This is a genomic window from Anoxynatronum buryatiense, assembly GCF_900182905.1.
GTDB classification, from domain to species: domain Bacteria; phylum Bacillota; class Clostridia; order Peptostreptococcales; family Tindalliaceae; genus Anoxynatronum; species Anoxynatronum buryatiense.
The window spans coordinates 54,146-72,184 of sequence record NZ_FXUF01000013.1 but is presented as its reverse complement, the minus strand read 5'-3'; the positions used below and the strand labels follow the sequence as shown (position 1 = coordinate 72,184).

The following is an 18,039-nucleotide window of genomic DNA, read 5'->3' as shown; positions in this document are numbered from 1 at the left end:
ACAGTGAATAAAAGCTGAAAACCACTGCAATGAATTAATCCCCATCTATTCTGAGAATGCTGCTTTACCAAGCCATAAAAAGAGTGTCATCAACAATGAATAAAAAGGAGGCCATTTCATGGCGAAAATTGCACAAAACCTGACAGATCTCATTGGTAACACCCCCCTCATGGAGCTGCGAAGCTTCGGAGAAAGCGAAGGTGCCCAGGCGCGCATTCTTGCAAAACTGGAGGCTTTTAATCCCGGCGGCAGCGTGAAAGACCGCATTGGCCTGGCCATGGTACAGGATGCAGAGGAAAAGGGCCTGCTGAAAGAAGGCAGCACCATCATTGAACCCACCAGCGGCAACACGGGCATCGCCCTGGCTTTTGTGGCCGCGGCCCGGGGCTACCGGCTGATTCTCACCATGCCGGAGACCATGAGTGTGGAGCGGCGCAACATGCTCAAAGCACTGGGTGCCGAGCTGGTGCTCACCCCCGGTCCCGACGGCATGAAAGGGGCCATTGCCACCGCAGAAGAACTGGTGGCAGCCAATCCCGGATCTTTTATGCCCATGCAGTTTGAAAATGAAGCCAATCCGGCGGTTCACCGGCGCACCACCGCAGAAGAAATCTGGCGGGATACCGACGGCCAGGTGGATTTCTTTGTGGCCGGGGTTGGCACCGGCGGCACCGTCACCGGCACAGGTGAAGTGCTGAAGGAACGAAATGCTCAGTTGAAAGTGGTGGCCGTTGAACCGGACGACTCTCCCGTACTCTCCGGTGACAAGCCCGGTCCCCATAAGATTCAGGGGATTGGTGCCGGTTTTATTCCCAAAGTGTTGAAGATGGATCTGCTGGATGAAATCGTACGGGTGAAAAATGAGGAAGCCTTTGAAACCGCCCGAAAACTGGCAAAAACCGAAGGCCTGCTGGCAGGCATTTCCTCCGGGGCCGCCGCATTTGCCGCTGCTGAACTGGCCCGGCGCCCTGAAAACAAAGGAAAAACCATCGTGGTGATTTTACCGGATACCGGTGAACGTTACCTGTCCACCCCGCTTTTTCAGGAAATTGAATAGGGACGTCAGGCAACTGATTCAGGAAGCAGCAGAAGAAAAGAACATAAGAAATATCGGAAATGGTTTCATCTCCCCGTCAGAATTGATAAAATGGTCACAAGGAAAAGCCGATTCAATGTGCATCATTCATAACTGTGATCAAGGGAGAGGGGACATGTGAAGATGGAAAAGGACCACCGGCCTGACAGGGCGGAAATGCAGCAACATCTGGAAGACCTGATACACACCCACCGCCACTGGACAGGCCAGGGGAATGTGGCTACGTACATTCCTGAATTGGGGAAGCAGCAACCAGACCTGCTGGGAATCAGCGTATGTGAAGCCGACGGCAGCCGATGGCAGGCAGGCGACTGGCAGACACCCTTCACCATACAGAGTATTTCCAAAGTGGTAACCTTTGTTTGTGTGTTGCTGGACAACGATTATGAAACGCTGACCAAGACCATCAGCGTGGCACCCACGGCAGACGGTTTCAACTCCATTGTGAACCTGGAAACAAAGAACGAGCACCGGCCCCTCAACGCCATGATCAACTCCGGTGCCATTGCCAGCATTGCATTGGTGAAGGGTGATACCATGGAAACCAAATACCGGCGCATTCTGGCAATGATGCAAGCCATGACGGGCCGGGAAACACTGCAGGTGAATGAAGCCGTTTACCAGTCGGAAAAACGCACCGGCGATCGGAACCGGGCCCTGGCCTTCTATATGAAAAGCACAGGGATCATTCAGGGGAACGTGGATGAACTGTTGGATGCCTATTTCAAACTCTGTTCGGTGGAGGTTACCTGTGAGGATATTGCCGTCATGGCAGCGGTGCTGGCCTGCGACGGCCGTTCTCCTGTCACGGGAAAGACCCTCTTTGATGCCAAAACCGCCCGTATTGTCAAGGCGGTGATGACCACCTGCGGCATGTACGACGGTTCCGGTGAATTTGCCGTTGATGTGGGGATGCCGGGAAAAAGCGGTGTGGGCGGCGGCATTATGGCTGTTTCTCCCAGAAAAATGGGGATCGGTGTCATGGGACCGGCCCTTGACCCCAAAGGCAACAGCCTGGGAGGATGGAAGCTGCTTCAAAGTCTGTCCCGGGACTGGGACCTTAATATCTTTTAATCCTGAACCTCTGAGCGCTTAAGGCCTTGAATTCCTTAAGATCAGGGGTTTTTCTTCATTGACAGGAGCGCCTGGTAAAGGTATATTTGTAATGGTCATCCATGGCAATAACCAGGCATGGAAGCGCAGGCATCAGCCGTTGCCAACAAAATAGCCAGCATGAATCAAGGGAATCAACAGAAAATCAAAGGATTCATCAGATAAAGGTGAAAATGCTAAAGGAGCGAAGTACCATGAAACTTTCAACAAAAGGCCGTTATGGACTTCGGGCACTGGTAGACCTGGTGCTGCATGCCAATGGCGAACAGGTGCCCCTGGTGAGCATTGCCGGACGACAGGCCATTTCGGTGCAATATTTGGAGCATGTTTTCTCTGCGCTGCGCAAAGGCGGCATTGTGAAAAGCATCAAAGGCCCCCGGGGCGGATATACCCTGGCAGAACCACCGGAAAGAATGACCATCAGCCGGGTGCTGCAGGCTGTTGAAGGTACCCATGCCATTATGCAGGAACTTGGTAAAGAGGAGGAAAATCCGGGAAACACCATTGAACAGGTGATTCGGGAATCTCTGTGGCAGCCCATTGATGAAGCCGTTGCCGGTATCCTTGAACAGGTCACCCTGGCAGACCTGGCAGAAGAAGCCCGCCGGAAAGAAGCCGACAACAGCCCCATGTTCTACATTTGATAGAATTGACGTCAGATGATAGAATTGGCGACAGAAGGGCCTAAGGGTGATACCAAAGAGTTAAACCAAAGGGTTATAAATGAAACATTTCTTTCAGTGGAACGTCTTCGTCTATTAGACACCTGATTACCTGAAATAAACGTTTTATTACCCGGTTAAGACATTACTTGTTTAAGACATCACCTGTTTCAGATATCACTTGTTTCAGACATCGAATGACCTGAATTAGTTGTCTGAGCATCTGCATCATGGAGAAGACGCCCATGGAAATTGCGAAAGAGGAAGTGAATGAATGCTGCATGCGTTTTCAAGAACAGAAATGCTCCTGGGAAAACAGGGGCTTGAACGCTTAAAAAACAGCCGGGTGGCCATTTTTGGCATCGGTGGTGTGGGAACCTTTGCTGTGGAAGGCCTGGTGCGTTCCGGAGTGGGGAAGTTCATGCTGGTGGACGACGATCAGGTGTGCCTCACCAACCTGAACCGGCAAATTCACGCCACCCGAAAAACCATCGGCAAACCCAAGGTGGAAGTGATGCGGGAGCGCATTCTGGAGATTAACCCGAATGCGTCGGTAGCGGTCTTTCAGCGGTTTTATCTGGCGGCGAAACCGGCAGAAACCCAGAAACCTGCCGACAGCCTGGCCATGAAACCAAGCCTGCCGCCCGTTGAAAACGGCCTCACCTGGGAAGAGGTGCTGGCGTTTCACCAGACACCGGGCCAGCAAATTGATTACATTATTGATGCCATTGACACCGTTTCTGCCAAGCTTGACCTGGTGGTGAAAGCCCAGGCGGCAGGCATTCCCGTGATCAGTGCCATGGGAGCCGGCAATAAGCTGGACCCCACCCGCTTTGAAGTGGCCGATATCTATGAAACCGTCAATTGTCCCCTGGCCAAAGTGATGCGTAAAGAACTCCGCCGCCGGGGCGTGGCTGCCCTGAAGGTGGTGTATTCTCAGGAAGAACCCCTGACACCCATTTCAGAAGAAACCAACAGTTGCCACAGTAGCTGCGTCTGCCCCGGGGGTACTTCCCGTACCTGTACCACCCGCAGGGCCATTCCCGGCAGTGTGTCCTTCGTGCCCTCAGTGGCCGGACTGATACTGGCCGGAGAAGTGATAAAGGATTTGATCGCCTCATGACAAACAACCGCACCCCCTCCACTGGCCGACCATCCTCCCGCAACACTTCCGTGAAAAAGCGAAGCCCCCAGTTTTCTCCCCTGCCCATCTGGCTGGGATACGCCCTGCTGGCAGGGCTGATTTTCTGGCGTTTATCCGGGTTCTGGCTGCCCCTGCTCATCAACCTGGTGCTGTTTCTGGCAGCAGTGCGGTTAATAGGCAGCCTGCGACGGCGCCAAGCTTCCCTGAAGCGGCGGCAGCTGCGGCCTACAAACAGGTCGGCTGTTCGTTCTCAAAACCAGGGTGCTGCCCGAAGCCAATCCTTAAGCCAATCCACATGCCAATCCACCAACCCACTGATGCCGGATTCTCCCTTCGCAACGGAAGAAAGACCCAGGGGCACCAGCAGTTCACGGCGGGAAATCTCCCTGCCCTTCGACACAGCTCCCCGCCCCCTGCCAGCCTATGACCCGGAGACAGAACGGCAGCAGTCATCAGAAGAACAGAGTGGGGCAACTGGTTCAAACACCAGAGATGCAACCACATCTGAAGAATCCTGGCAGGCACATTTGCGTCAGCTGAACGCCCGTATTGAAGAAAGCCGAAAACAAATGGAGGCTGAAAAACGGGAACAACTGGCCCGGGAAGCCCGGGAGCGGCATATTCATCAAGAACTGAAAGTGCTGTATCCCGAAAAATATGAATCCCAGCAGCCGCAAACCACCCAGCCGGCAAAGGAAGCACCTGAGGAAAAAGAACATCCTTTTGCCGGAGAAGAAGTCTCTTTTGAAGAGAAGGGTATCAAAGAAAAAACCGGCACTGAAAAGGTTGATAATGAAAGCACGATCTCCCCTGAAAAGGAATCTTTCTCCGATGAGCCGGCCTCACCGGAGAAACTGCTTCAGCAAACCATAACCTTCTCAGGGAAAACCAGCTTCAAACCGGCACACCAGCAGGCTTCAGCACCAGATTCTTCACCAGATTCTTCAAAGGATGATGTTGCTGAACCGATGAATCCTGCTGATAAGGAACCCCGGCAGGCCACCCAGCCATCCGCTCAATCAGCCGCTCAGCAACCTTCCCAGAAAGCACCACTGTCACGGGAAATCCCTGTGCCTGTGCCGGTGCAGGCGGCAGGCAACTTGAGGCAACAGATCATTGAAAGTGACGCTCAGCCTCCCCGGCCCTACCGCCAGCCCCCCCTGTATCTGCTGCAACGGTCGGAAGAAACCGCCCCCGAAACCGACGAAGAAGCCCTGCTGGAACAGGCTATTTTGCTGGAAGAAACCCTGGAGAGCTTCGGCGTGAAAGCCAAAGTGAACCATGTGACCCGGGGACCGGCCATCACCCGGTTTGAACTTCAGCCGGAACGGGGGGTAAAGGTGAGCAAAATCACCGGCCTCAGCGACGATATCGCCCTGAACATGGCGGCCCGCACCATTCGCATCGAAGCCCCCATTCCCGGCAAAGCCGCCATTGGCATTGAACTGCCCAATGAGGAAACCGCCATGGTCTCCTTCCGTGAGATGGTGGAATCTCCTCTATATCATCAGTTTCTTTCTCCCCTGCCCTTTGCCCTGGGGAAAAACATTGCCGGTGAACCAGTGGTATTTGACCTCGCCAAGGCACCCCACCTGCTCATTGCCGGCGCCACCGGCTCGGGGAAAAGTGTGTGCATCAACACCCTGATTCTCAGCATTCTCTACAGTGCCCACCCCGACCAGGTGAAACTGCTTCTCATTGATCCCAAAGTGGTTGAGCTGAATCGATACAACGGGATTCCACATCTGATGGCCCCTGTGGTGTCTGACCCGAAAAAAGCCACTGCCGCCCTGAAATGGGCCGTGAAAGAAATGGAAGGCCGCTACCAGGCCTTCGCCGAAAAAGGGGTGCGGGACATCGCCGGTTACAACAACAAGACGCCGGAGGATCCCATGTACTGGATGGTGATCATCATCGACGAGCTGGCAGATTTAATGATGGTGGCCGCCCGGGAGGTGGAGGATTCCATCTGTCGCCTGGCCCAGATGGCCCGGGCCGCCGGCATTCACCTGGTGATTGCCACCCAGCGGCCCTCGGTGGATGTGATCACCGGCCTTATCAAGGCCAACATCCCCTCCCGGATCGCCTTCTCCGTGGCCTCCCAAATTGACTCCCGTACCATTCTGGACATGGCCGGGGCTGAGAAGCTTCTGGGCCGGGGCGACATGCTTTTTTACCCCACAGGAGCCAGCCAGCCCATGCGGGTGCAGGGAGCCTTCCTCACCGACGATGAGGTGATGGATACCGTCAATCACCTGCGCCAGTTCGACAGCGAAAACCAGCTGGAGGAAGCCCTTCAGGAAGAAATGCGCACCGCCGCCATGGAACCGGAGGAAGAAAACGAAACAGAGTCGGAGGAAGTTTTTGAACAGGCACTGCGGCTGGCCTTCGAACAGCAGCAGATTTCCATCTCCATGCTCCAGCGAAAGCTGCGCATGGGCTTCAACCGGGCCGCCCGGCTCATTGATGAAATGGAAGAAAAGGGTTACGTGGGCCCCAGTGAAGGCACCAAACCCCGCAAGGTGATTTCAGCCACGGGCAGAGTATCGCCGCAGGAAGGCACTTCAAGTGATGATCAACAGGACAATACAGACATTCCCATAACCACCTGATGTGAAACGCTGATCGATGCAGGAGGTTTAAAGCAACTCAGAATCTAACTCAAACGAATCTTCTGGAGGAATCAGCTTTTGTTGTTACCATGAACTCGGGGACCGGTCAAATCCGGTCCTCTTTTCTATTGGAATTAACATAAGCTCCACCTTCTTGGCTCACACAAGATTTCCCGGCATTAAGGCGCTAAGACCGCAATCCATAAGAAGTGTACAAGGAAACACAATGATAAAATAGAATCACAAAGAGTATCACATTGGCAGAAACAAGGTGCATCAAAGTGATAGAAGGGTGAGATAATCTGAACACAGGTAAAGACTGGATATTCAGAACTGATAATAGAGGATATCGTTCAACCAAAATGGCTCTTATACTCGAGTTATACAATGGGAGGTGATGATAATCTTTCATATTGAGCATTTACAGATAATAAATATGCCAGCGTCAAAAGTGTATGAAGCGCTAACGACCACAAAAGGTCTTTCAGAAGTTTGGACAGATGAACTCAGTGTTAATAATGAGATTGGCTCTGTGAGCGTATTTCTATTTGGCAAAGATGACACAACCAAGATGCGAATAGATGAACTGGTGCCAAATAAGAAAATCGTATGGCACTGCATAGAGGCTGATCCGGAATGGATCGATACAGTGATTTCATTTGAAATTGAAGAGAAAGGCGACAAATCATATGTTACAATGAAGCAAAAAAACTGGAGAGAAGTAACGCCTTTTTACCGATTTTGCAATTATAACTGGGGCATTTTTCTCTACAGTCTGAAAATGTATTGCGAGGAAGGGGAAGGCCTCCCCTACCAGAAACGCACGTTTTAGGCATTGATCAACTGAAGAAGGAGGAAATAATTGATGAAGGAGACGAAAACAAAAATCACAGTTAAGACAACGGTAAACGTTCCTGTCGAAAAAGTGTGGGATGCTTGGACAAAACCCGAACACATCACAAAATGGAACCATGCATCGGATGACTGGCATACGATCCGCGCTGAGAATGAATTAATTGTTGGTGGAAAATTTCTTTCTAGAATGGAAGCGAAGGACGGAAGTTTCGGTTTTAATTTCTCTGGCACCTATGATGAGGTGCAAACCCAGAAGAACATTGTATTTACCTTAGATGATAGCAGGAAAGTTGAAGTGACATTTGTAAGTTGTGATAATACAACGGAAATTATTGAAACCTTTGAGGCAGAAAGCGAAAATTCTATTGAACTGCAACAACAGGGATGGCAGGCCATTTTAGACAATTTTAAAAAGTACGCAGAAGGTATTGTATAACCATGAATTGAGATACAGACTACACCAGATGAACCATCAAACACAGACATTTCTTTATCAATGGAGGTGTTCAGCTTATTTTCTTCATAATCATTAATACTTGAGAAGGGTGAAGGATATGAACAAAGACATTCAAGCATATAACGATGCACAAACACCTCAGGAAAGAGAAATTTGTGAGGTATTGGCCAAGGAAATTGATCACAGTCTGCCAGAGGCAGCAAACAAGATCTGGCATGCCCATCCTGTCTGGTTTATAGATGGCAACCCCATAGTAGGATATAGTAAGTTAAAAGCCGGCATCCGCCTGTTTTTTTGGAGCGGACTGGGCTTTGAGGAAGAGCAGCTAAAACCAGGTACCGGAAAATTCAAAGATGCATCTATCCTACATACTTCAGCAGATCAAATTAACACCGGCGATCTGCATCGATGGCTGGAAAAATCACGAGACATACAGTGGGACTATAAACACTTAGTCAAGCGGAAAGGGGTGTTGGAAAGACTGAAATAATTGAAAGCAGATTATCCAAGGCCTTAGAGCGAATCAAGGAGTGGGCAGAGGGAACTGCCATATAAATAATGACAGCTGAGGAAATTGTGCAAACAATTCATTGAGATAAAGAGCCCTCTTTATCTCTGAGGTTGAAGACAAAGGGCTTTGGCCAGAGCGGCTGATTCCAATCTCGTGTGTTTTTAGTCGAAAGTCTCGAAACAGCGCCTGAACTCGCTGCGCTCAAACAGCAGGCGCTGGCGGTTTTCTCCCCTTTTCGAAAAAACACTGACAAGATTTCTAAGGCTGCCCTTTACCAAATTCCTTGTCTTCATCATATTTTGCCTACAGTCTGTGAGATAAAGAATTCCTTTTATCTCTTTTTTTATGTGCAAAATCTAAGTCGAAAGGGCGCAACCCCATATTTGATGAACAACCATGACAGATATCGATATACCCATTGATTGACATACATACAGTATGTATGTTACAATCTGAAAAAGGAGAGTGATTTGATATGAAGCTTAGCAGTGTGTATCCTGTGATCATGACAGATAAAGTTAAAGAAGTGGCAGAATTCTATACCTCAATTTTCAAATTTAAAACGACCTTTGAGTCAGACTGGTACATCAGTCTTGTGTTAAAGCAGGATGAAAAACAGTTTGAACTGGCTGTTCTTGATCATCAGCATGAAACAATACCGGAAGTATACCGAAAAATGGCTGGGGGTTTCCTGATTAATATTGAAGTTGATGATGCCACGGTACTGTATGAAAAACTGACGAATAGCAACGGCGTGGAAGTGGTTAAAGGCATAAAGGATGAAGACTTTGGACAAAGACATTTCATCATAAAAGACCCGGCAGATATTCTCATTGATGTAATCGAAAACATTCCACCATCAGAGGAATTTATGAAAATGTATCAAATGGAGGCTTAACATGAAAAACAAAGAGCAATCTGAGTTGAGCAAAACCAAAATAATTGAGGTGGCTTGCAAAGAATTCTCCCAGAAAGGGTATGCAAATGTATCTCTGGAAGAAATCGTTCAACAGACAGGTTTAACCAGAGGCTCACTATACCATCACTTTAAAAGCAAGAAGGGGTTGTTTCAGGCTGTTGTGGAAGAACTGCAGAACAAGGTGGCGAAAGAAGTCGAGAAAAAAGCCATTCTTCAAAAAGATCCCTGGCAGGCGTTAATCAGTGGTTCGATGGCCTTCATCCAAACGATGTTAAATGATGAGTATCGCAGAATACTCATAGTAGATGCACCCACAGTACTGGGGTGGAGTATGTGGGAAGAAATTGACGATGAACATTCAGAGAAACACTTAAAAGAGCACCTCACGTATATGGTTGAGATGGGAGAATTGAAGGATGTCTCCATTGATGGATTAACCTCAATCCTATCCGGCTCCATGAATGAAGCGGTTATGTGGATAGGGAAGAGCAAGGATGTTGAAACTGCCACTCACGAAGCGGAGGTCATTATTGAACACATTCTACGCGCATTTAAGAAATGATCATGATGGTTCATAATCTGATCGATTCAGGAGGTTTAAAGCAACTCAGAATGCAACTTAAACGATTTTTCTGGAGGAATCAGTGTTTGTTGTTACCATGAGGGGACTGGTCAAATCCGGTCCTTTTTTCTATTGGAATTAACATAAGCTCCACCTTCTTGGCTCACACAAGATTTCCTGGCATTAAGGCGCTAAGACCGCAATCCATAAGAAGTGTACAAGGAAACACAATGATAAAATAAAATAACAAAGAGTATCACAGTGGCAGAGAGGAGGTGCATCAAAGTGATGGAAGTGATTAACGTAGAAAATGATATAACGGTGTATTATGTTGAAGCAACATCCTTCCCGGAGCATGTGTTGGAGGCACATGAAACCCTTCACGCCATCATCCCTTTTTCGAATGAGAGAAGATACTTTGGCTTGTCTCGTCCTGAAAAGGGCATCATTGGATATAAAGCAGCTGCAGAGGTAATGGCGACAGATCACGAAAAAGACATCAAATGCCAAACAATGATCATTAAAAAAGGCAGCTATCGATGCATTACGGTTTCGGATTATATGAACGACATAGAATCAATCGGTGCAGCTTTCAAACAATTGATCTCTTTCCAGGACATTGATCCCGATGGTTATTGTGTTGAATGGTATATCGATGATAGTGATGTGAAATGTATGGTAAGATTGGAAAATTCATGCAAAAGGGAAGCTTGCGCAGTTGCGATATCGGGTAAAAAAATAGATATAGCCGGTGAGGTTAAGCACTAATGACAAGTTCCAATTCGCCACGAGTGCGTTCAAGAAGGGAACGATAAGCATGAGAATAACAACATCTAAAGACGGTACAAAACTTGCGTACGATGTTGAAGGCAGCGGATCGCCGCTTATTTATATTACTGGAGCAACCTGTTTTCGGAAATTTAAACCGATTGAAAAGGATGTAAAAGTATTTGCTTCAAAGTTTACAGTGTATAGCTACGACAGAAGAGGTAGAGGAGACAGTGGAAACACGTTACCCTATTCATCTGAGCGAGAAATTGAAGACATCGAAGCTATGATCGATGCAGCCGGTGGACAAGCTTATCTATACGGGCACTCATCAGGAGCTATTTTGGCACTTGAAGCAGCAATGCGATTAAAGCATAAAGTGCTTAAAGTGATACTCTACGATCTGCCGTATGTGCATGACGATGAGGAAGCGGACGAATTTAGGAGATTAGGACTTCGTATAGAAGCATTACTGGAAAATAAAGAACACTCAGCAGCAATAAAAGCATTTTTACATGGAATAGGTATGCCTAAAGCATTCAGCCTTCTTTTACCGCTTTTCCCCGGTTGGAAAACGATGAAAGAACTTGCTCCCACACTAGCTTATGATATTTTTATTGCGAAGGACTATCCTCCAATAGAAAAAGTGGCACAAATTAACATTCCCGTATTTATTATTACCGGTGAAAAAAGTCCTGCAGGAATGCGTGAAGTAAACAGTAAAGTTGCAGAAGCTATCCCAAACGCAGAGTTCACACTTCTTAAAGGACAAGATCATATGGTTGATGCAAGAGCATTGCTCCCAATATTCACAACATATTTTGCGTAGTAAATCATCAACAAGAACCATATAATGCACTTGCATCATTAAAGGGCGCTCTAAAATACACTCGAGAGGGTAACAATCGGCCATAATGGCGTTGGTGGATGGGTTGTTCCATACTTTCCTTGATAAAATAAAATTTCATAAGGAGATAAACAATGACAAAAAGTAAATTAATGGAAATGAACAATGTCGGTATTGTTGTTGAATCCCTTGACAATGCCATTTCTTTTTTCACTGAAATAGGACTGAAACTTGAAGGACGAGCGATGGTTGAAGGAGAATGGGCGGGACGAGTAACAGGGCTTGAAAATCAGTCGGTAGAGATTGCAATGATGGTGACACCTGACGGACACAGCCGACTTGAACTTTCACGATTTATCACCCCGCATACAATAGCAGACCACAGGACTGCACCAGTGAACTCGCTTGGATATCTCCGCATCATGTTTAGGGTTGACAATCTTGACGAACTGCTATCCAGGCTTGCGAAACATGGTGCGGAAGTCGTTGGAGAAGTGGTTAATTATGAGAACACTTATCGGCTTTGCTACATTCGTGGAGTGGAAGGACTTCTTATCGGATTAGCCGAAAAAACCGGATGAGTAAAAAAAAGAAATAATATCTAAACCTTAGCATGAAAGCATTTGAGCAAAAGAATGAACATTAAGCTGAACATCATCAATGGAGGTGTTCAGCTTTTCTACGTGACAAACTGGATAGGTTGTACTTAATTGGACAGAACCGTTAAGGGCATGTGCCCTAAATTAGAGGAGTTGAAAACCATGACCAAACGAACACGCAGAAGCAACACCCCAAAGTTCAAAGAACAGCTAATCCAGCGCCATCTACGAAAATGGCATAGAAAGCGGTCGTGTACTACCCATAATCTGTCGCAGATAACCCCGGGAAATAATGACTAAGACGGTTGTCAGCTAAAGAGAAGATTGCTTCAGCATTGTTTCTTCAGGCTGAATAGATGCCTGTTACGAACGAGTATATTCAGTTGGTTTTAGATACCAAACCTGATCCGATCTTTATCGGTAGGAACACCATTAAACACTTTTTTCCACTCGCCAGCCTGGAATACTTCGTATTGCTCAAAAGCACAAGGCAATCCCTTTGCAGTGTTCATGTCAATGCTATCCATAAGCTGAAAATGCAAATGCGGTGCGAAAGAATTGCCTGAATGACCCACTCTGCCAATAACGTCACCTTTTTTTACACGCTGATCAACTGATACCAGAATAGACCCTGTTTGTAGATGGACAAGTGCAGCATACACATCATCACCATATTTCACAATGATGTAGTTGCCGGCAACTGTTTGTAAGTCGTCTTTTTCCGGGTCAAAAAAATGTGCATTTTTATATGCATTAATCATATCTGTGAGCAAATGCGTTCGAGATCTTTCTACATAACCATCCTCAGCTTGGACAATGATTCCATCACAAGGCGCATATACCTCTTGGCCCCAACAATAGTATTCATGCAATCGAGCCCCCAATAGAAGATATTGCGGCAAGCTGACGCGATAGGCAGGCCAGCCCTTTCTGTTCCAATCCACCTGAATGAAGTCATACGCATACCTTGTTCCTAATTTGTTGGTGCCATGACTCGGAATTCTTGTTCCGGGAGTGTTGGGAGAGAGCCATTCACCCCTCAAGGGAAATTGTACAATAATCGGCTCGTGTTCAATAAACATCTCATACCTCCTGTGCAAAGTTAACCTATCTGTTATGGTTAAACTAGTCACTAATGGATAAACTAATCACTCGATCCAAACAAGCCGTAAAAGAACAAGTCGCCTAAATCACCCCGCACTTTTTTACTCAGGTTTGATTGAAGGGCTTTACTGATGGCATTGATGTAGATTAAAACTGATTCAGAGGAAATGTTCTTGTCCAGAGACCCTTCTCGTTTTCCCTGTTCAATGAGTTTCATAAACAAAGGGATGGATCTGTTTTTACCATATTCATCGAGAAATTTCAGAATTTGTGGGTCCTTGATAAAATCAATCTGGTTAAAGATGTCGTTAAAGTGATTACCAGATTCAATGGACACAGACCGCATCTGAGTGACTTTTTCCCTGAAGGACAAATCGCTTTCAACCAACTCATCCAAATGGCTCATGATGTCATCCATCATTTTAAAGAACGCCTGCCTTGCCAGGTTTTCTTTGCTTTCAAAAAAGTTATAGATACTCACCTGAGACACATTGGCTTTCTCGGCGATTTCAGCAATACTCACATTTTTGATGCCATGCATTGAAAAAAGCTGGAGAGCAGCCTGCAAGATATCTTTCTTTTTCTTTTCCCTGCGAAGTTCAAATCCATTCATCTCATTCACCTCACCCTAAGTGTATCAAAAAATATGAAATATATCAATAATATATCTCATAAATACATTGACATCCTGGTTTTGAAGGTATAATATGAAATAAACAAGATGAATATTTCATATTTATCTGGAGGGGATTTGTATGAACACATATGTACTCACTTTTAATGAGATAGATCATACGAAACTAATGGAAGTTGGCGGAAAAGGACTGCATTTAGGGGAACTCACTCACATGGAAGGCATCATGGTGCCGGAAGGTTTTTGTGTGACCACAGAAGCGTATCAAAAGACAATGATGAAGGAAGAAGCACTCAGCACATTGTTAGACCAGTTGTCTTTACTGAAAACCAGGGATATTAGGAAGATTGGTGAAATCAGTGGAAAAATCCGAAACACCATTGAAAACCTTGAAATGGCCGAAGAAATAAAACAGGAAATCACTGCATCTTTTGTGAGGCTTGGTGAACATAAAGCCTATGCCATACGTTCCAGCGCAACTGCTGAAGACTTGCCCCTGGCTTCCTTTGCCGGGCAGCAGGACACCTACCTGAACATCATGGGCATCGACGCCATCCTCCATCACGTTCGGAAATGCTGGGCTTCACTCTTCACAGACAGAGCTGTAATATATCGCATGCAAAACGGATTCGACCACCGAAAAGTATGGTTGTCCGTGGTTGTTCAGGAAATGATTTATCCGGAAGCTTCCGGCATTCTGTTTACGGCAGATCCGGTCACATTCAACCGAAAGGTACTTTCCATTGACGCCAGCTTTGGCCTGGGAGAAGCCCTGGTGTCAGGGATCGTTAATGCAGACAATTACAAAGTGCGGGATGGAAGGATTATTGATAAAAATATCTCCATCAAAGAAAAAGTAATCAGTCCGTTGAACCAGGGTGGAACAGTGGCGCGTGAGATTGATAAAGATAAGCAAAAGATGCAAACCTTAACAGATGAACAGATCTTACAGCTGGAAGCAATCGGTCGGCACATTGAGGCATACTTCGGGCATCCCCAAGACATTGAATGGTGCCTGTTTGAGGGAAGGTTTTACATTGTTCAAAGCCGGCCCATTACCACCTTATACCCCCTGCCGGCCTCTGAAGATTCAAAGCACCGCGTCTACTTCTCCTTAGGGCACCTGCAGATGATGACAGAAGACATAAAACCCCTGGGCATCTCCTTTTGCCAAATGTTGTCATTCTGGTTTGGGCAAAACCTAACCCCAGCCGGTGGAAGGCTTTTCATCGATGGAACCTATGACCTGGCTTCACCCATTAGCAGAAAAGTGTTAATCGCCAGTACCGGAAATGCGGACATTCTGATGAAAAATGCCCTGGAGAATTTGATGCAGCGCAAGGGGTTTGTCAAAAACCTTCCCAGGGGTAAAACATCCATTAACGCAGGCTCGGGCGCCTTGTCCTGGATTCTTCCGGCCATCAAGGTGTACTTGAAAAATGATGACAAGGCCGTTGAAACCCTCATCGCGTCCAACGAAAAACAAATTGAGGACATGGAGCAGAAGATCAGCACCTTGTCAGGGGATGACCTGTTTGAGTTCATTGAGGAGGACACAAAAAACCTTAAAGCTGTGCTGACTGGCCGGGAAAACATGAAGATGATGGTGGTTGGAGGATTTGTGTCAAACTGGATAAACAAGAAAATGGAAAAATGGCTGGGCGAAAAAGGCGCAGTCGATGTGCTTTCCAAATCGGCGAAGAACAATGTGACCACAGAAATGGGATTTGCACTGTTAGAGATAGCAGAGCAGGCGCGCCGGTACCCAGAGGTGATTGACTACCTGCACCATCCATCAGAAAAAACTTTTCTTGAAGACCTGTCAAAGGTGGATGGTGGAGAAGAAGTGGTAAAAGCAATAAGGATTTTTCTCCATCAATACGGTATGCGTTGCCCCGGTGAAATTGACATCACAAAAACCCGTTGGAGCGAAAAACCAACCATGCTCGTGCCCATGATTCTCAGCAACATTAGCAGTGTTGAGCAAGTCTCAGGCACCGCCAGGTATGAGCAGGGACGCCAGGAAGCCTTGGCGAAGGAGCGGGAACTTTTAAGCCGATTGGAACAATTGCCAGGGGGGAAGGGCAAAGCGAAAAGAACCAGGAGAATGATTGCTGTTTTACGAAATGTCATTGGTTTCAGGGAGTATCCCAAATACTCTTTCATCAAGCGTTTCCAGGTGTATAAAAGGGCTCTGTTGAAAGAGGCCCAGGCGTTACAGGAAAAGGGACTTATCAAGGAAGCAGAAGATGTTTTCCACCTGTCCTTTGAGGAATTTCGCCATGCGGTTCGCACACAAACCCTGGATGATGGCCTTATTTCTCAGCGAAAAGAAGCGTACCGGCAATTTGAAAAAATGACGCCACCCAGGGTGATGACCTCTGAAGGTGAAGTGATCTCAGGAACGTACAACACAAACCATGTGCCAGCAGGCGCCCTGGTTGGAGTGCCCGTTTCCTCAGGCACCGTTGAAGGAAGGGCCAGGGTAGTGTTGAAGCTGGAGGACGCAGTGATTGAAGATGGTGACATTTTGGTAACCGCCTTCACGGATCCCAGCTGGACACCCTTGTTTGTGTCTATCAAGGGGATCGTCACAGAGGTGGGGGGATTGATGACCCACGGAGCCGTTGTAACCCGGGAGTACGGTATTCCAGGGGTGGTAGGGGTTGAAAACGCCACAACCCTGATCACCGACGGACAGCAAATTCGTGTCAATGGCACGGAGGGGTATGTGGAAATTATCTAATGGGGTAACGCATATGAATGGAAAAGGAGAAAAGAAATCGATTAATACCAACTTCCTTTTATTTCTGGGGGGAAGGATTGTCTCAGATACAGGCACCAGCATCCAAATGATGATCATGCCACTCTACATCATTGACATGGGTGGGTCAGCATCAACCATCGGACTGTTTGCCTTCTTATCACTACTGCCGGCACTTTTAGTCTATCCATTTGCCGGTGTGATGGGTGACCGAATAAACCGAAAAAAAATCATGGTTGCCACAGACATGGTCAGTGGGGGAGTAATAGCAGGCTTGGGGTTAATGTCCCATTGGGGCCGGATGACACTCCCCCTCTTATTGGCAGTGCAGGCCGTGATTTCATTACTCAATGGCCTGTTTGAACCTGCCACAAGGGGAATGCTGCCCCAGCTGGTGGATAAAGGAGAGTTGACCCGGTACAATGCCAGGGTCGCCACTGCCAGGAGCGGATCTGTGCTCATCGGCCCAATCATCGGAGCCGCCTTGTATGCACATGTGGGCGTGACCATGGTGTTTTTTGTGAATGGCATTTCATTTTTAATGTCTGGCATCAGTGAGACGATGATCCGGTACACCCATCTTCAACAAAATGCACCAGAAGGTGTCAAAGGAATGATGCATGACCTGCTGGAAGGAATAAAATTTGTCGTCAACAATCATCTGATCCGCAAGCTGAGCTATTTTCTGCTGGTTATCTATTTTGTGATACAACCCGTGTTCAGCGTCATGCTGCCACTGTTTTTTAAGGGAAGCTTAGCCTATTCAGATGCACATTATGGGTATTTGCAAACAGTCATCATTGCAGGGGCACTGCTGGGCAGTATTCTGGCAGGCAGCTTATTTGGCAAGAAAGATAAGAAAGATAAGAAAGATAAGAAAGATAAGAAAGATAAGAAAGATAAGAAAGAAAAGAAAGAGAAGGTAACCGATCCCCTGATTGCAGGATGCACCCTGCTTTTAAGCGCGATGTTGCTGTTTTCCATACTGCTCTTTCCCTCCAGTTTAACACTACTCGGTAACGACACACTCCTGTATTTTATCTTGTTGGCAGGGGTGCTGGGACTTTTCAGCGGAGGGGCCATGTTTGTTTCTATTCCGGTGCAGAGCCGCATACAGCAAGCCACGCCAAATGAGTATATGTCCCGGGTTTTTTCACTGGTGGGTATGATTTCACGGGGTGGCATACCACTGGGTGCCTTGCTTTTCGGCCTGATTCTGGAGAGGGTTGCCATGCACTGGACAGTGCTGGTCACCACGATCTTATTGACATTGATCATGGTCATTTTTTTATATCTCAACCATGTCGGTGAAATGACTGGCAAGACGTAACTGCTCTATCAGGGAACTGTTTCTTCTACACTATAATAAATGTCGTTCCAACAGGAACAAAT

At 47.2% G+C, this 18,039-nt stretch carries 17 protein-coding genes; 15 read left to right on the top strand and 2 right to left on the bottom strand.

All coding sequences use genetic code 11. The features are described from left to right. Nucleotides 1-118 precede the first annotated feature (118 nt). The 13 genes from cysK (at nucleotide 119) to QOL74_RS14410 (ending at nucleotide 12,127) form a co-directional block, all read left to right on the top strand. Complete coding sequence (gene cysK / locus QOL74_RS14470; RefSeq protein WP_283410208.1) at nucleotides 119-1,057, top strand: cysteine synthase A; 939 nt, start codon at nucleotides 119-121, stop codon at nucleotides 1,055-1,057. A gap of 195 nt (nucleotides 1,058-1,252) precedes the next feature. Further along, a complete protein-coding gene (gene glsA, locus QOL74_RS14465) occupies nucleotides 1,253-2,170 on the top strand; it encodes a glutaminase A (protein WP_283410235.1) in 918 nt (305 codons plus the stop codon). Nucleotides 2,171-2,403: 233 nt separating this feature from the next. Beyond that, nucleotides 2,404-2,853 (top strand): RrF2 family transcriptional regulator, encoded by a 450-nt coding sequence (locus QOL74_RS14460; protein WP_283410207.1) that lies wholly within the window; start codon nucleotides 2,404-2,406, stop codon nucleotides 2,851-2,853. Nucleotides 2,854-3,145: 292 nt separating this feature from the next. Continuing rightward, the gene (locus tag QOL74_RS14455) at nucleotides 3,146-3,994 is read left to right on the top strand and encodes a tRNA threonylcarbamoyladenosine dehydratase (RefSeq protein WP_283410206.1); all 849 of its coding nucleotides are present in this window, start codon (nucleotides 3,146-3,148) and stop codon (nucleotides 3,992-3,994) included. Continuing rightward, the gene (locus QOL74_RS14450; RefSeq protein ID WP_283410205.1) at nucleotides 3,991-6,627 is read left to right on the top strand and encodes a DNA translocase FtsK; all 2,637 of its coding nucleotides are present in this window, start codon (nucleotides 3,991-3,993) and stop codon (nucleotides 6,625-6,627) included. The genes QOL74_RS14455 and QOL74_RS14450 overlap by 4 nt, the downstream gene beginning before the upstream one ends. 397 nt (nucleotides 6,628-7,024) lie before the next feature. Further along, on the top strand, nucleotides 7,025-7,459 hold the full coding sequence (locus QOL74_RS14445) for an SRPBCC family protein (protein WP_283410204.1): 435 nt from the start codon (nucleotides 7,025-7,027) through the stop codon (nucleotides 7,457-7,459). A 33-nt stretch (nucleotides 7,460-7,492) separates the two neighbouring features. Continuing rightward, nucleotides 7,493-7,918, top strand: a complete 426-nt coding sequence (locus tag QOL74_RS14440; protein WP_283410203.1) for an SRPBCC family protein — start codon at nucleotides 7,493-7,495, stop codon at nucleotides 7,916-7,918. A 118-nt stretch (nucleotides 7,919-8,036) separates the two neighbouring features. After that, nucleotides 8,037-8,429: a DUF1801 domain-containing protein gene (locus QOL74_RS14435; protein WP_283410202.1), complete on the top strand. Its 393-nt coding sequence runs from the start codon at nucleotides 8,037-8,039 to the stop codon at nucleotides 8,427-8,429. A gap of 496 nt (nucleotides 8,430-8,925) precedes the next feature. After that, the gene (locus QOL74_RS14430) at nucleotides 8,926-9,348 is read left to right on the top strand and encodes a VOC family protein (RefSeq protein WP_283410201.1); all 423 of its coding nucleotides are present in this window, start codon (nucleotides 8,926-8,928) and stop codon (nucleotides 9,346-9,348) included. A 1-nt stretch (nucleotide 9,349) separates the two neighbouring features. Continuing rightward, complete coding sequence (locus tag QOL74_RS14425; protein ID WP_283410200.1) at nucleotides 9,350-9,931, top strand: TetR/AcrR family transcriptional regulator; 582 nt, start codon at nucleotides 9,350-9,352, stop codon at nucleotides 9,929-9,931. Nucleotides 9,932-10,216: 285 nt separating this feature from the next. Next, the gene (locus QOL74_RS14420; protein WP_283410199.1) at nucleotides 10,217-10,699 is read left to right on the top strand and encodes a hypothetical protein; all 483 of its coding nucleotides are present in this window, start codon (nucleotides 10,217-10,219) and stop codon (nucleotides 10,697-10,699) included. A 49-nt stretch (nucleotides 10,700-10,748) separates the two neighbouring features. Continuing rightward, nucleotides 10,749-11,528 carry an alpha/beta fold hydrolase gene (locus QOL74_RS14415; protein ID WP_283410198.1) on the top strand — a complete coding sequence of 260 codons (780 nt, stop codon included), beginning with the start codon at nucleotides 10,749-10,751 and terminating at the stop codon, nucleotides 11,526-11,528. A gap of 152 nt (nucleotides 11,529-11,680) precedes the next feature. After that, nucleotides 11,681-12,127: a VOC family protein gene (locus tag QOL74_RS14410; RefSeq protein WP_283410197.1), complete on the top strand. Its 447-nt coding sequence runs from the start codon at nucleotides 11,681-11,683 to the stop codon at nucleotides 12,125-12,127. A gap of 407 nt (nucleotides 12,128-12,534) precedes the next feature. On the opposite strand, the gene QOL74_RS14405 is transcribed toward QOL74_RS14410, so the two are convergent. Then, nucleotides 12,535-13,227, bottom strand: coding sequence for a M23 family metallopeptidase (locus QOL74_RS14405; RefSeq protein WP_283410196.1), 693 nt, complete (start codon nucleotides 13,225-13,227; stop codon nucleotides 12,535-12,537). A 62-nt stretch (nucleotides 13,228-13,289) separates the two neighbouring features. Next, nucleotides 13,290-13,862, bottom strand: a complete 573-nt coding sequence (locus tag QOL74_RS14400) for a TetR/AcrR family transcriptional regulator (protein ID WP_283410195.1) — start codon at nucleotides 13,860-13,862, stop codon at nucleotides 13,290-13,292. Between the two features lie 142 nt (nucleotides 13,863-14,004). Between QOL74_RS14400 and ppsA the strand changes: the two genes are divergently transcribed. Both ppsA and QOL74_RS14390 read left to right on the top strand, forming a co-directional pair. Further along, nucleotides 14,005-16,629, top strand: a complete 2,625-nt coding sequence (gene ppsA, locus QOL74_RS14395; RefSeq protein ID WP_283410194.1) for a phosphoenolpyruvate synthase — start codon at nucleotides 14,005-14,007, stop codon at nucleotides 16,627-16,629. A gap of 13 nt (nucleotides 16,630-16,642) precedes the next feature. Beyond that, nucleotides 16,643-17,977 carry an MFS transporter gene (locus tag QOL74_RS14390; RefSeq protein WP_283410193.1) on the top strand — a complete coding sequence of 445 codons (1,335 nt, stop codon included), beginning with the start codon at nucleotides 16,643-16,645 and terminating at the stop codon, nucleotides 17,975-17,977. Nucleotides 17,978-18,039: the final 62 nt, after the last annotated feature.

Coding starts and splice junctions, on each gene's coding strand:
- QOL74_RS14430 (WP_283410201.1), top strand. CDS start 8,926: ATGAAGCTTAGCAGTGTGTATCCTGTGATCATGACAGATAAAGTTAAA.
- QOL74_RS14400 (WP_283410195.1), bottom strand. CDS start 13,862: ATGAATGGATTTGAACTTCGCAGGGAAAAGAAAAAGAAAGATATCTTG.
- QOL74_RS14405 (WP_283410196.1), bottom strand. CDS start 13,227: ATGTTTATTGAACACGAGCCGATTATTGTACAATTTCCCTTGAGGGGT.
- QOL74_RS14460 (WP_283410207.1), top strand. CDS start 2,404: ATGAAACTTTCAACAAAAGGCCGTTATGGACTTCGGGCACTGGTAGAC.
- QOL74_RS14450 (WP_283410205.1), top strand. CDS start 3,991: ATGACAAACAACCGCACCCCCTCCACTGGCCGACCATCCTCCCGCAAC.
- QOL74_RS14425 (WP_283410200.1), top strand. CDS start 9,350: ATGAAAAACAAAGAGCAATCTGAGTTGAGCAAAACCAAAATAATTGAG.
- QOL74_RS14390 (WP_283410193.1), top strand. CDS start 16,643: ATGAATGGAAAAGGAGAAAAGAAATCGATTAATACCAACTTCCTTTTA.
- QOL74_RS14435 (WP_283410202.1), top strand. CDS start 8,037: ATGAACAAAGACATTCAAGCATATAACGATGCACAAACACCTCAGGAA.
- cysK (WP_283410208.1), top strand. CDS start 119: ATGGCGAAAATTGCACAAAACCTGACAGATCTCATTGGTAACACCCCC.
- QOL74_RS14415 (WP_283410198.1), top strand. CDS start 10,749: ATGAGAATAACAACATCTAAAGACGGTACAAAACTTGCGTACGATGTT.
- QOL74_RS14445 (WP_283410204.1), top strand. CDS start 7,025: ATGATAATCTTTCATATTGAGCATTTACAGATAATAAATATGCCAGCG.
- QOL74_RS14440 (WP_283410203.1), top strand. CDS start 7,493: ATGAAGGAGACGAAAACAAAAATCACAGTTAAGACAACGGTAAACGTT.
- ppsA (WP_283410194.1), top strand. CDS start 14,005: ATGAACACATATGTACTCACTTTTAATGAGATAGATCATACGAAACTA.
- glsA (WP_283410235.1), top strand. CDS start 1,253: ATGCAGCAACATCTGGAAGACCTGATACACACCCACCGCCACTGGACA.
- QOL74_RS14455 (WP_283410206.1), top strand. CDS start 3,146: ATGCTGCATGCGTTTTCAAGAACAGAAATGCTCCTGGGAAAACAGGGG.
- QOL74_RS14410 (WP_283410197.1), top strand. CDS start 11,681: ATGACAAAAAGTAAATTAATGGAAATGAACAATGTCGGTATTGTTGTT.